The following is a 12,779-nucleotide window of genomic DNA, read 5'->3' as shown; positions in this document are numbered from 1 at the left end:
CCTGACCTGAGGAGGAAACCCGATGAAAAACGAATGGCCCCTATGGGAAGTCTTTATCCGCGGTCAGCACGGTATGAGCCACCGTCATGTCGGATCGCTGCACGCACCAGACGCGGAAATGGCGATCAAGAACGCACGCGATGTCTACACGCGCCGCAACGAAGGCGTGTCGATCTGGGTGGTCGAAGCTAACAATATCTCGGCCTCATCCCCTAGTGACAAAGGCCCGCTGTATGAGCCCAGCGAAAGCAAGGTTTACCGCCACCCGACATTCTTCGACATCCCCGATGAAGTGGGGGCGATGTGATGACCCGCGACGAAGCCTTCCTACAGTTTCTGCTGAGAATGGGTGACAACACGCTCATCCTTGGCCACCGCGTGAGCGAGTGGTGCGGCCATGCGCCCGTGCTTGAAGAAGATATCGCATTGGCCAATACCGCGCTGGACCTGATCGGCCAAACCCAAATGTGGCTTGGCCTTGCCGGCGAAATCGACGGTGGCAAAAGCGCCGATGATCTGGCGTTCCTGCGCGATGCCTGGGATTTTCGCAATGTTCTGATGGTCGAGGTTCCGAACGAGGATTTCGGCCGGACCCTGATGCGCCAGTTCTTGTTTGATGCGTGGCATTCGATCATGCTGGGGCGTCTGATCAAATCGTCAGACGACCGTGTCGCGGCCATTGCGGCCAAAGCCAGCAAAGAGGTCGCCTATCACCTGGAACGCTCTGGCGACACGGTAGTTGGGTTGGGCGACGGGACGGCGGAAAGCCACGACCGGATGCAAGCGGCGCTGGACTATCTGTGGCCCTATGTGGGTGAGATGTTCGCCAGCGACGATGTGGATACCCAGATGGCAGCCGCTGGTATCGCCCCCAATCCCGCCGATCTGCGCGATGAATATGACGCTTTGGTTCAGCGGGTCTTGGCGGATGCGACGCTAACGATTCCAGACAGCAATTTCGCGCACAAGGGCGGGCGCACCGGGCAGATGCATACCGAACATCTGGGACACTTGCTGACTCAGATGCAGTGGCTGCAACGCGCCTATCCCGGCGCAAGCTGGTAAGCCGATATGGAACGGGTGACCACAGATCAAATTTGGGACTGGCTGGATGCCGTTCCTGACCCCGAAATACCCGTCATTTCCGTGGTTGATCTGGGGATTGTGCGGGATGTGCGCTGGGATGCCGAAACCTTGAAGGTGACGGTGACACCGACCTACTCAGGTTGTCCGGCAACGTCGGTCATCAGTATGGACATTGAAACTGCGCTGCGGGATCACGGGATCGAAGATATCCGGATCGAGACCACCATTTCACCCGCCTGGACCACCGATTGGCTCAGCGACAAGGGCCGTGCGCGGCTGGAAGAATACGGCATCGCGCCGCCGCAACCGGCAGGCGGCCCGGAACGGTGCCCGCATTGTGGCAGCAAGGCGGTTGAGAAGGTTAGCCAGTTCGGCTCGACCCCGTGCAAGGCGCACTGGCGCTGCACCGACTGCCTTGAACCTTTTGACTATTTCAAGTGCATCTGAGGAGGAGCACCGGATGGCACGTTTCCACGACCTGAAGGTCACCGATATCCAAAAAACGATCCGTGACGCGGTGGTTTTGACTCTGGAGCCCATGAATGGTGCCGCGCAAGAGTTTGACTTTACTGCCGGTCAATACCTGACGTTCCGCCGCGAGTTCGACGGCGAAGAACTGCGCCGGTCCTATTCGATCTGCGCAGGCAAGGACGACGGTGTCCTGCAGGTTGGCATCAAGCGCGTAGACGGCGGGGCGTTCTCGGGCTGGGCGAACTCGGAACTGAATGTCGGGGACATCGTGCAAGCCATGCCGCCGATGGGCAGCTTCCACGCTCCGATCCATGCAGATGCCGAAAAGCAATATCTCGGTTTTGCCGGTGGGTCCGGGGTGACGCCTGTTCTGTCGATCCTCAAAACGACTCTCGCCCGTGAACCCCAGTCGCGCTTTACGCTGATCTATGCCAACAAGGGCATCAACACGATCATGTTCCGCGAAGAACTGGAGGACCTCAAGAACCTGTATATGGGTCGCCTCAACGTGATCCATATTCTTGAGACGGATTCCCAGGAAATCGACCTGTTCACCGGGCTGGTCACGCGGGAAAAATGCGCCGAGTTGTTCAAGCACTGGGTCGACATCGAAAACGTCGATACGGCGTTCATTTGTGGTCCTGAACCCATGATGCTGGGTATTGCGGCTTCCCTGCGCGAACACGGGCTAGACGACAGCCAGATTAAATTCGAACTTTTTGCAAGCGCGCAGCCTGGTCGGGCCAAACGTAAGGCCATTGCGGCAGATGCCGGTCGGACAGACAATCAAACCAACGCGTCCATTACGCTGGATGGGTCAACCCAAACCCTGACCATCCCCAAGGACCTGTCCATTCTGGATGCTGCTTTGGAAAACGCGTTGGACGCCCCCTATGCCTGCAAAGCCGGGGTATGTTCGACCTGCCGCTGCAAGGTGCTGGAAGGTGAGGTCGAGATGGTCGCAAACCACGCGCTTGAGGATTACGAGGTCGAGAAGGGCTATGTGCTCAGCTGTCAGGCCTATCCGATAACGGACCGTGTGGTCGTGGATTACGATCAGTAGAGGAGAGGTAGACATGACCGATACGATGACTCTCGACATCTATTTGGCAGCGGGCGGCGTGCTGACCAACCCGTCTAATGTCCCTCCTCGCTATCGTGCGGAACTGCTGAAACTGATGGCAACTTTTGTTGACAGTGAATTAGCAGGCGCTGCCGGTTTTGCTGACGTAATTAACCTCGGGCCGGGAATAAAAGAACGCATCGCTGCCGCGAAGATCGTGCTTGAGAAAACGGATCATGCAAATCGTGTTCTGAACATTATGGGAGAGTTTGGAGCCGACACGGAACGCTATGCAAATCATCATCCTTGGACGGCCCGGCTAAGCCGGGAAGCGGACATTGGAGCAACGCGTTCTGAACATGATATGCGCTTGGCTGTGTTCAACTATCCATTCTCAGGTTGGACGGATGCCGTGATCATGAATCTGCTCATGAGCCGCGCCGTCGCCGAACAACTGGCTGAGTATTCGACGATTTCCTACCAACCCCTGGCCGAGGCGTTCCGCTCAACTGCTCCGATCGAAGCACACCATGGTGAATTGGCTATGGAAGGCGCAATTAAGTTGATCGAACGAGGCGAAACTGAGCAAATGCAGGTTTCGATCGACTATTGGTGGCCTCGCGTCGCGGTGTCTTTCGGGGGCGACGATCCGAAACGGTTCGAGTTATTGAAATCTCTTGGTCTGCGGCGGAATAATAACAGTTCTCTGAGAGAGCGCTGGAGCCAGACGATGGATGACACGCTGAAGGCTTTGGGACTGAAAACGCCTTTGTGAATCGCTTGAATAGACCGAATTTGGGTCCGTCCTCTAGTCTAGGGCGAGGCCCAAGTTTTTGCATGACAGGAAAATAGCGATATAGGGCCGGGCTTTGTCGGACGTGAGCCGGTGACTGATCACAATGGGCCATTCGGTAGCATTTCAGATTCTCGACTATCCGGGGGCTCAGAAATCCGCGCAATGGGGAATGAAAGACCAGTTGGATTATTCGAATTCACAGGCTGAAAATTTGGCTCCTCGCTATTCACAACTGAGAACGCGCCGCAACCAATTTGCCAGCCCGTGGTTATCGTCCCACCGTCATCAGTTTGGGCCAATTCCTAAAACGAAACACTTTTGAGTGAGTTACACATAGCTCGACGAGTACACGCCAAATCCACCAGTCATAGACATTACAAAACGTTTTGCTGAAAACTCACATCGCGGGTACTCTTTACGCTGATCCAGTCATAGCAAGCCCGTCACCCATGAAGCCACAGCTAGACAGCGCATATTTTAAACCGCTTGTGCGGACGAATTTGCGTTCACGATCTGTAGAGGGGTTTTCTCAGGATCTGAAAAAGATTTGCGGGCAGTTTGCTGTCGAGTCCAGTGTTGCCACGCGCGGACGCATTGACGGGGATATCTCCACCTTACCGGTCTCACGCTTTGAGACGGCAATCGTATCGCTCGACGCACAAAGGGTTTTTCGGGACGAGCGTATGATCCGAAAAGACCCGGGAGAGCACTTGTTTCTTCTCATCCAAGACAAGGGAAATTGTCGTATCCACCAGAATGATACATCGGTTTTGCTGGGACCGGGCGACATGTATCTGGTCGACAGCGCGAAACGCTCCGAGTTTGTTTATGACGGGATGAACTCGCGTCAGGTCTCGATCCATTTGCCACGCGACGAGATGGTCCACAGATTCGGTGAGATCTGCACGGGTGGTATCTCAGTAGATCGTAACGACCCCCTGTTTTTCGCCATGCGTGCCGTGCTGGCCAAGATATTTACCGAAGAAGCCGCTGTAGCCCCACATTTGGGCGAAGCCTTTTTGAGCTTGTTAGGTGCGTATTTCCGCTGTGTCAGCCATCAGGAAGACCAACGCGGGCGAGAAGCAAACGCGGTCCTCTCGCGCGCTCTTCAACTGATTGAACAGAACGCGATGGATCCTGCATTCGGACCGCAGGCATTGGCCGAAGCATTGCAGGTTTCGCCTCGGACACTTCAGCGTCATTTTGGAACCCTTGGGGAAACCGCCAGCAAACGCCTTATGACCGTGCGGCTTGAAACAGCGAAAGCCCGGCTAAAAGAGGTGAACTCTGACGTAGGGCGCGACACGATCGCTGCGGTTGCGTATGATTCCGGTTTCAACGACCTGTCGCATTTCTACAAGGTCTTTCGGGAACGATTTGGTGTCTCACCGGGGGCGGTGCGGAAGAATATGTCGTCCTAAGCCATAATATTTGGCGCAAAACCCCAAGACTCGACCGACCGGTCGGATAATAGTACTCCCCAGCCTTGCTGCGTTCGCGCACAGGCATCGCGATTTAGGGAGGACAAGCCGTGATCGAATACGATCTGACTATCGGGGGTCAACCGGTATCTACCGCCACCAGCTTTGACGTATTGAACCCGTCAACCGGTGAAGTCGCAGGGCATGCGCCCAATGCGACACGCGCTGATCTGGATACTGCCGTTAAAGCTGCGAAAGCTGCTTTCGAAAGCTGGTCGGCCAAATCGGACGAAGAACTGCAGGCCGCATGCGAGGCCGTAGCGCAGAAGATCGGAGAGCATTCCGAGGAGCTTGCACAGATTATCACAGCCGAACAGGGTAAGCCGCTTAACGGGCTTGGATCGCGCTGGGAAATGGGCGGGGCAGGGGCTTGGGCAGGATACACTGCCGGGCTGTCCTTACCAATGAAAGTGCTGCAAGATAACAACGAAGGCCGCGTTGAACTGCACCGCAAACCGCTGGGCGTTGTGGGTTCTATCACGCCTTGGAATTTCCCGGTGATGATTGCGATCTGGCATATCATGCCGGCGTTGCGTACCGGCAATACCGTTGTCGTCAAACCCTCGCCGCTGACCCCACTGTCAACATTGCGCCTTGTTCAGATCATGAACGAAGTACTGCCTGCGGGCGTCGTGAACGTGATCACAAGCGACGACAAGGGCGACAATATCGGAGGGGCCATGTCTGCCCATCCCGACATCCGTAAGATCGTATTTACCGGGTCCTGTGCGACAGGGCAGAAGGTCATGGCCTCGGCCGCGGAAACCATGAAACGCCTGACCCTGGAACTGGGGGGCAATGATGCCGGTATCGTTCTGCCCGACGCAGACCCGCAAGCGATTGCCGAAGGTTTGTTCTGGGGCGGTTTCATTAATAACGGCCAAACCTGCGCTGCGATGAAACGTCTTTATGTCCACGAAAGCATCCATGATGAGGTTTGCGACGCGCTGGTGGCCTTCGCCCGCAATATCCCGGTGGGGGATGGCATGGACGACAACGCGATCCTAGGTCCGGTCCAGAACAAGATGCAGTTTGACAAGGTCAGCCGCCTGGTGGCCGATGCGAAAGAACGTGGGCAGGTCTTGCTGGGCGGTGCGCCGGGCGACGGGCTGTTCTTCCCTCCCACGATTATTGCGGGTCTGAATAACGGCGATCCGCTGGTCGATGAAGAACAGTTCGGCCCGGCGCTGCCAATCATCAAGTATTCAGAAGTGGAAGACGCAATTGCGGCCGCCAACGACAGCCCGAACGGGTTGGGTGGCTCGGTTTGGTCGTCCGATATCGACGCCGCCAAGGCCGTTGCCAGCCGCATGGAGTGTGGTTCGGTCTGGATCAACAAACATGGCGCAATTCAACCCAACGCCCCGTTCGGCGGGATCAAATCATCTGGCGTTGGTGTCGAATTCGCGGACGAAGGTTTGGCCGAATACACCGATATCCAAGTCGTATTCAGCTAAGAACAAGACAGGAGAGAAAAAGATGAAGGTCAGAAGTATCCTTGCCACAACTGCACTGGGCGCCGTTTTCGCCGGCAGCGCTTTGGCACATCCCCTAGACGGGTTAACGCCGGACGAACTCCAACAAATCAACACGATCCTGAAAGAAAGCGGCACCGTCACCGACGAGACGCTGTACCCTTTGATTGATCTGCACGAGCCGTCGAAAGCCGAAGTTCTGACTTGGAAAGAAGGCGATGCACTGGATCGCAAGGCGATGGTGCAATACACCACCAACGAAGGATTCAGCGAAGCAATCGTGAACATCACACAAGGCACCGTTGAAGAAAACTTTGCCATCGAAGGCTCGGGTCAACCGATGGTATTGTTTGCGGAATTCATCGGCGCTCTGGAAGGCGCGCTGGGTCACCCGGATATGATCGCGGGGCTCGAAGCGCGTGGCCTGACAAATGAAGACGCGTTCTGTCTGCCGTTGACAGCGGGGAACTTCTTTACTCCTGAATTCGATGGCACCCGCCTGATGAAGGTGCCCTGTTATCAGAACCCGACGGGCTCGAACTTCTACGCAAAACCGATCGAAGGATTGTTCGCAATCTACGACATCGGCAAGCAAGAGGTTGTTGAGGTCATCGACACCGGTGCGATCCCCCTGCCGAAAGACGCCTGGGGTTACACGGCCGAAGAGGTGGCCGCACGGGTCGAGTTGCGCCCGGAAACCAACAAGGTTCTGCTGACGCAGGAAGGTGGCCCGAATTACATTCTGGATGGCAACCATCTGGAATGGGACATCTGGCGCATGAATCTACGCGCGGAAAAGCGTGCCGGCCTCGTTGTCTCCAACATTGATGTCAACGATCAGGGCAACTGGCGTTCAGTCATCTATCAGACGCATCTGTCCGAAGTCTTTGTCCCCTATATGGACCCGACCGAGGGGTGGTACTGGCGGACCTATATGGACAGTGGCGAATACGGGTTTGGGCTGTTCCTGACGCCGTTGCGTGCGGGTGTGGATTGCCCTGAATATGCAACTTTCCTGCCTGCCGTAATCGCGGATGACGCAGGTATGCCGTTGGAAATCCCGGATGCGATCTGCATCTTCGAGCGCAACATCGGTGACCCTGCCTGGCGCCACTTTGAGATCTTTGCTCAGACGCCAGACAACTTTGTGCCTGCTGAGGGCCGCTCGGAAACCGAATTGGTTGTGCGCACTGCGTCAGAGGTCGGTAACTATGACTATCTTATCGACTACCGCTTCAAGCAGGATGGTCAGATGTTCATCAAGATCGGCGCAACCGGTCTGGACGCGGTCAAAGGCGTGGTATCGACCTCGATGAATGATGCGACCGCTGCGGAAGACACCAAGTATGGCACATTGATTGCGCCGCATCTGGTTGCGGCCAACCACGACCACTACTTCAACTTCCGGATCGACTTCGACATCGACCAGCCGGTCAACCACATGGGTCTGATGGAAATCGTTCCGGCCGAAGTGCCTGCGGACAGCCCGCGCAAGTCGATGTGGACGTGGCAGCATGTGATGCCGGACAGTGAGCTGGACGCGCGCTATCGCTTCAGCGCCTCCAAACCGCGTCACGTCCATATCTCGAACCCGCAATCGGAAGGGTATCTGGGCCACACTCCGGGCTGGATGATCCACCACGGCTCGATCGCATACGGTCCGTTCGACTTTGAAAGCGACCCGCCGTTCAAGCGCAACGCCTACATCGAGTACTCCTCGTGGACGACTGTCTATGACCAAGAGCAGCGCTATGCAGGTGGCAAATATGCGATGCAAAGCGACGGTTCTGACACGCTGGCGGAATGGGTCAAAGAGGACAAGACGCTGATGGGTCAGGATATTGTGTCCTGGTTCACCGCAGGGTTCCACCACATCCCGCGGATGGAAGACTGGCCTGTGATGTCGACCGAGTGGAAGACGGTTCACATCATGCCGTTCAATTTTTTCGCGCATAACCCGGCGTTGACGATCCGCGAGTGATTGATGGCAAATGAAATTAAAAAGGGCGGCCTGCAATAGGCCGCCCATTCATTTCTTGTTTTCATTAGTTTTGCTGCATCGAATGCAGACCATCCAGGATCTGATCAGCCTGCTCGATCGATGTACGTTTAGGGGCGGGGGAAGGATGATGTCGTTGGCGTCGATCCGTACCAAAACGCCATCATCGTATGGCTCCTGATAGATCCGACGCATTTCTGGCACGAGTTCAGGGTCTTACGGGGCGAATTGGTTTCTTTGGCCCCAGTACAGCCGAGAAGTTGTCGTGCCAGCAACCAGAAGGTCAGCTATCCTTCGCGGCCTCCAGTGCCTGTTTTAGTGTTTCTCGATCCCCGATGTGGTTGGAGAGGATGAGAATGAGGCGCGCGTTCAGGGCTTCGCTTTCCTCATCCGACAGCCCTTCATGCACTGCGATAAGGTCTGCGTAAAAATCATCCGGGGAATACAGATTTGGTTCGGTAATCAGGGGCATCAGCTTATTCCTTTCCGCAGGCTTTAAGGACTGCTGAACGCAGAGCAGCTTCGTCGTAATCGCGCCAGCGCGCCGCGACATGCTGATCGGGGCGGACGAGGTAGACCGCCTGGCTTTCCGATCCAAGGTAACGTTCCGCTACTGTGTCCGAAGCCGTAAGGGACACGCTTCTGACCGTGATACCGTCGATATCGAGGCTGTTCGGAACTTCGGTGTTGAGTGCCAAAATCACGAAGTCGTTTCCAAGCTGATCCAGAAGGAAGCCGTCGCCAACCGGGGCATCCTTGCATGGAGATCCCACTCTGGACGTGTCAGGACCTCCTGCGAGGTCATCCGCTCCGTTCAGGGACGAGTGATCATAGGTACAGGGCACTGACAGTCGCCCCGAATTCACCAGAGGCCGCGCAAATGTATGGCGTTCGGCCAGACTAAGCACAGCGTCCCGGAAATTCTTGCTCACCTTCGATTTTGGTGTGATGAAATCGGTTGAACGGGTCGAATTCAGGATATTTTCATCCGCTCCGTAGATCCGTTCGTCATCATAGGTGTCCAGAAGGCTTTCCGGTGCCTTGCCCGAGATAACGAGGCCAAGCTTCCAACCAAGGTTGTCGACGTCCTGAAAGCCGGAATTCGCGCCGCGTGCCCCGAAGGGCGACACTTGATGCGCCGCGTCGCCAGCAAAAACAACGCGCCCGTGGCGGAATTTGTTCATACGCCGGCACTGGAAGGTGTAGATGGATGACCAGACCATTTCATATTCGACGTCATCGCCCAACATCGCATCCAGCCGCTTGCGGATGTTTTCCTCTTTCAACTCCTCCTTGCGATCGACATCCCAGCCGATCTGGAAGTCCACGCGCCACACGTCATCAGGCTGTTTGTGCAGCAAAGTCGAGGCGCCGGACTTAAAGTAGGGCTCGAACCAGAACCAGCGTTCTGTCGGGAATGTGTTGTTCTTCATCCGGATATCAGCGATCAGAAAGCTGTCCTGAAAAACCCGGCCTTCGAATCCCAGATCCAACATGTCGCGTGTTGGCGAACTTGCGCCATCGCAGGCGATCATCCAATCCGCCTCAAGCTGGTAAGGCCCGTCCGGAGTTGTGACGGACAGAACAACATGGTCGTCCTTGACGTCTACAGCTTCGACCCGGTTCTTGCCTCGGATTTCAATAGGCGCGCCGCGTTCCTGTTCCGCACAAATCACTTCGAAAATGAACTTTTCGAAATAAGGCTGCTGCAAGTTGATGAAGGCCGGGTTGCGATGGCCGGATTCAGGCAGAAGGTTGAACTCAAAGACCTTTCGGTCGTCCTGAAACACCTTCCCAACATTCCAGACGACCCCTTTGTCGAGCATTGGCGCGCCACAGCCATAACGGTCGGCGATTTCCAGTGTTCGCTTGGCAAAGCAGATGGCACGGCTGCCCATGCCGATCCCTTCGTGATCGTCCAGAACCAACGCCGGAATGCCCTGTCGACCAAGGTCCAGCGCGGCGGCCATTCCGATAGGACCGCCTCCGACGATGACAACCGGGTGGCGCACCGCAACGGGCGCGTCTTGATCTTTTGATTTCTCATAAGGGTAAAGCTTGAAGGCGAGGGAATATCGGTCCTGAAGCATCGAAATACCTAGCTTGTTGAGTTCGGAGGAGATGAGTGAGTTCAGCCTTGCAACTGTTCCCACATTTCCAGATCACGTTTGTCAGTCCAGATGCGAGGGTGGGCGATCCCCCGAGCTTCGTCATAGGCACGGCTGACGTTGAATGGCAGGCAGTGCTCGTAAATCGCGTAGTCCTTGAACTTGTGATCGCAGGCGTCGCGTACGGCATCCCAGGCGTCTTTCAGGCTGCCGCCCTTCATCGCCACTTTCTTGGCGGGCTCGTAGGTTGAGTTGACGAAGTCGCGCGTGCTTTCAATGGCCCGTTCGACCGCTTCTTTACCGATCAGCGCGCCGCCGCGCCCCGGTGCGATGGCGTCGACGTCATAGGCTTTGATATTGTCCAGCGTCTGGCCCCAATCGGCAAAGTGACCATCTCCGCAATAGCAGGCCGAGTGGTCCTCGACGATGTCGCCGGTGAACATGACGTTCTGATCAGGCACATGGATCACCGCATCGCCTGCCGTATGGGCGCGGCCGATCTGTTTGATATCTACGCGGCGGTCGCCCAGATAGACCGTCATGCTGTCGCTGAATGTGGTGGTAGGCCAGGTCAGGCCGGGGATGCTTTCATGACCTTCGAACAGGCGCGGGAAACGCTGGAACTCGCTGTCCCAGTCCTCTTGCCCGCGTTCCACGACCATCGAGCGTGCCACATCCGACATGATCACTTGCGGCGCGTTGAAGGCCGAGGCGCCCAGAACGCGCACCGCGTGATAGTGCGTGAGCACAACATGGCTGATCGGCTTGTCGGTGACTTCACGCACCTTCTCGATCACTTTGTTCGCCAGACGCGGGGTGGCCTGCGCCTCGACAATCATGACGCTGTCGTCACCGATGATGACGCCCGAATTCGGGTCACCTTCGGCAGTAAAGGCCCAAAGGCCCTCGCCGATCTCATCGAAGGTTATTTTCTTTTCTGTCATGTCGCCTTGCGATGCGAATGCTTTAGCCATGGATTTCCTCCGGTGCCCGTAAGGGCGATTTTCGTGTCAGTTGCGTTTGTAGGGATCGTCGAGTGCTGCGAGGACTTGCCCCGTGCATTCGCCGAAACCGATCCGATAGCCGTCGCCTATAGCCGCGCCCGTCAGGGTTAGGGTGTCGCCGTCTTCAACGAAGCTGCGGGTCTCACCGGTGTCGAGCGTAAATGGCTCTTTGGCACCCCAGCTGAGTTCCAAAAGGGATCCGCGATTGTGCTTTTCCGGGCCGGAAATTGTGCCCGAGCCCAGCAGATCGCCGGTATTCATCGGGCACCCGGACGTGGTGTGATGGGCCAATTGCTGAGCTGCCGAATAATACATCTCATTGTAATTGGTGCGGGCAATGGTTGTAGCCGCCTTGCCCTTGGGAGCCAACGTGACCGACAGGTAGATGTCGTACAGCATCGGGCTACAATCCTTCAGGTGGTCCAGCAATTCGCATTCTCGCGCTGGGGTGTTGCAGCGGAATGGCTCAAGCGCAGCTTTGGTCACGATCCAGGGACTGATCGAGGTTGCCGTGGCCTTTGCCTGAAATGGCCCCAGCGGCTGGTATTCCCAAGCCTGAATGTCGCGGGCAGACCAGTCGTTCAGCAGTACATAGCCAAAAATGTTGTTATCCGCCTCTTGCACCGAGATCGGACCATCCGAAGGGGTTCCAACGATGGCGCCCATCTCAAGCTCGATATCGAACCGTTGCGACGGGGCAAACCGGGGCAGGGTGTCGCTTGGACCTTTCAGCTGACCCCAGGGGCGTCGAATGTCCGTGCCCGAAACGACCACTGATGAGGCACGACCGTTGTAACCGATTGGGATGTGCAGCCAGTTAGGGGGCAGCGCGTTTTCCGGCCCGCGGAACATGGTACCAACATTGAAAGCATGGTGTCGACCCGCGTAAAAATCTGTGTATTCGCTAACGGCGAAAGGCATATGCATCTCGGCATCGTCTTGCGCGACGAGCAGCGGTTCGATTTTATCTCGTTCTTTGGCGCCTTCGGCCAACAGGGTTATCAGCCGGTCCCTCAATGCCACCCAAACAGCCGGGCCCTCTTCCATCAATGGATTCCATAAGGGCAAATCGAAAAGGGGTTCGTCGCTCAGCGCAAGCAGGCCTTCGGCCTCGGCGGCAGAGACGTCGAGGATCATATCACCGATGGCCACACCACAACGGGGTTCGCCGCCTTCGGTCGAAAAAACCCCATAGGGCAGGTTGTTCAAGGGAAAGGGATGGGCTTCATTATTGGCCGATGTCACCCAGGAGTTCATCAAAGGCATTTAATATCCAGACTTTTGTCACGAGCGGAT

12 protein-coding genes are annotated in these 12,779 nt (G+C 56.3%); 8 read left to right on the top strand and 4 right to left on the bottom strand.

Features of this window, described 5'->3' with window-relative positions:
• The first annotated feature begins 22 nt into the window (after positions 1 to 22).
• The 8 genes from paaB (at position 23) to ACR0B5_RS16305 (ending at position 8,353) form a co-directional block, all read left to right on the top strand.
• Positions 23 to 307 carry a 1,2-phenylacetyl-CoA epoxidase subunit PaaB gene (gene paaB / locus ACR0B5_RS16340; protein WP_142639870.1) on the top strand — a complete coding sequence of 95 codons (285 nt, stop codon included), beginning with the start codon at positions 23 to 25 and terminating at the stop codon, positions 305 to 307.
• Positions 307 to 1,065: a 1,2-phenylacetyl-CoA epoxidase subunit PaaC gene (gene paaC, locus ACR0B5_RS16335; protein ID WP_480541834.1), complete on the top strand. Its 759-nt coding sequence runs from the start codon at positions 307 to 309 to the stop codon at positions 1,063 to 1,065. The genes paaB and paaC overlap by 1 nt, the downstream gene beginning before the upstream one ends.
• Before the next feature lie 6 nt (positions 1,066 to 1,071).
• Positions 1,072 to 1,533 carry a 1,2-phenylacetyl-CoA epoxidase subunit PaaD gene (gene paaD / locus ACR0B5_RS16330; protein WP_170718352.1) on the top strand — a complete coding sequence of 154 codons (462 nt, stop codon included), beginning with the start codon at positions 1,072 to 1,074 and terminating at the stop codon, positions 1,531 to 1,533.
• Between the two features lie 13 nt (positions 1,534 to 1,546).
• Positions 1,547 to 2,620 carry a 2Fe-2S iron-sulfur cluster-binding protein gene (locus ACR0B5_RS16325; RefSeq protein WP_480541832.1) on the top strand — a complete coding sequence of 358 codons (1,074 nt, stop codon included), beginning with the start codon at positions 1,547 to 1,549 and terminating at the stop codon, positions 2,618 to 2,620.
• Between the two features lie 13 nt (positions 2,621 to 2,633).
• Positions 2,634 to 3,395 carry a Phenylacetic acid catabolic protein gene (locus ACR0B5_RS16320; RefSeq protein ID WP_480541830.1) on the top strand — a complete coding sequence of 254 codons (762 nt, stop codon included), beginning with the start codon at positions 2,634 to 2,636 and terminating at the stop codon, positions 3,393 to 3,395.
• 470 nt (positions 3,396 to 3,865) lie between these two features.
• A complete protein-coding gene (locus tag ACR0B5_RS16315) occupies positions 3,866 to 4,837 on the top strand; it encodes a helix-turn-helix domain-containing protein (protein WP_480541829.1) in 972 nt (323 codons plus the stop codon).
• A 110-nt stretch (positions 4,838 to 4,947) separates the two neighbouring features.
• On the top strand, positions 4,948 to 6,354 hold the full coding sequence (locus tag ACR0B5_RS16310) for an aldehyde dehydrogenase family protein (protein WP_480541827.1): 1,407 nt from the start codon (positions 4,948 to 4,950) through the stop codon (positions 6,352 to 6,354).
• 22 nt (positions 6,355 to 6,376) lie between these two features.
• The gene (locus ACR0B5_RS16305) at positions 6,377 to 8,353 is read left to right on the top strand and encodes a copper amine oxidase (RefSeq protein WP_480541825.1); all 1,977 of its coding nucleotides are present in this window, start codon (positions 6,377 to 6,379) and stop codon (positions 8,351 to 8,353) included.
• A gap of 301 nt (positions 8,354 to 8,654) precedes the next feature.
• Here ACR0B5_RS16305 and ACR0B5_RS16300 read toward each other — a convergent pair whose 3' ends face one another.
• From ACR0B5_RS16300 to fahA, 4 genes are read right to left on the bottom strand one after another with little or no spacing between them, the layout of a single operon-like run.
• Positions 8,655 to 8,843, bottom strand: coding sequence for a DUF2783 domain-containing protein (locus ACR0B5_RS16300; RefSeq protein ID WP_480541823.1), 189 nt, complete (start codon positions 8,841 to 8,843; stop codon positions 8,655 to 8,657).
• Between the two features lie 4 nt (positions 8,844 to 8,847).
• Positions 8,848 to 10,461, bottom strand: coding sequence for an FAD-dependent oxidoreductase (locus ACR0B5_RS16295; RefSeq protein ID WP_480541821.1), 1,614 nt, complete (start codon positions 10,459 to 10,461; stop codon positions 8,848 to 8,850).
• A 41-nt stretch (positions 10,462 to 10,502) separates the two neighbouring features.
• Positions 10,503 to 11,453 carry an MBL fold metallo-hydrolase gene (locus ACR0B5_RS16290; RefSeq protein WP_480541819.1) on the bottom strand — a complete coding sequence of 317 codons (951 nt, stop codon included), beginning with the start codon at positions 11,451 to 11,453 and terminating at the stop codon, positions 10,503 to 10,505.
• A 36-nt stretch (positions 11,454 to 11,489) separates the two neighbouring features.
• Positions 11,490 to 12,749 carry a fumarylacetoacetase gene (fahA, locus tag ACR0B5_RS16285; protein WP_480541817.1) on the bottom strand — a complete coding sequence of 420 codons (1,260 nt, stop codon included), beginning with the start codon at positions 12,747 to 12,749 and terminating at the stop codon, positions 11,490 to 11,492.
• Positions 12,750 to 12,779: the final 30 nt, after the last annotated feature.

The sequence above is a fragment of the Ruegeria sp. AG1 genome, from assembly GCF_056541705.1.
Note: the sequence above shows the minus strand (reverse complement) of the source record. Positions and strands in the feature narration are given on the sequence as shown.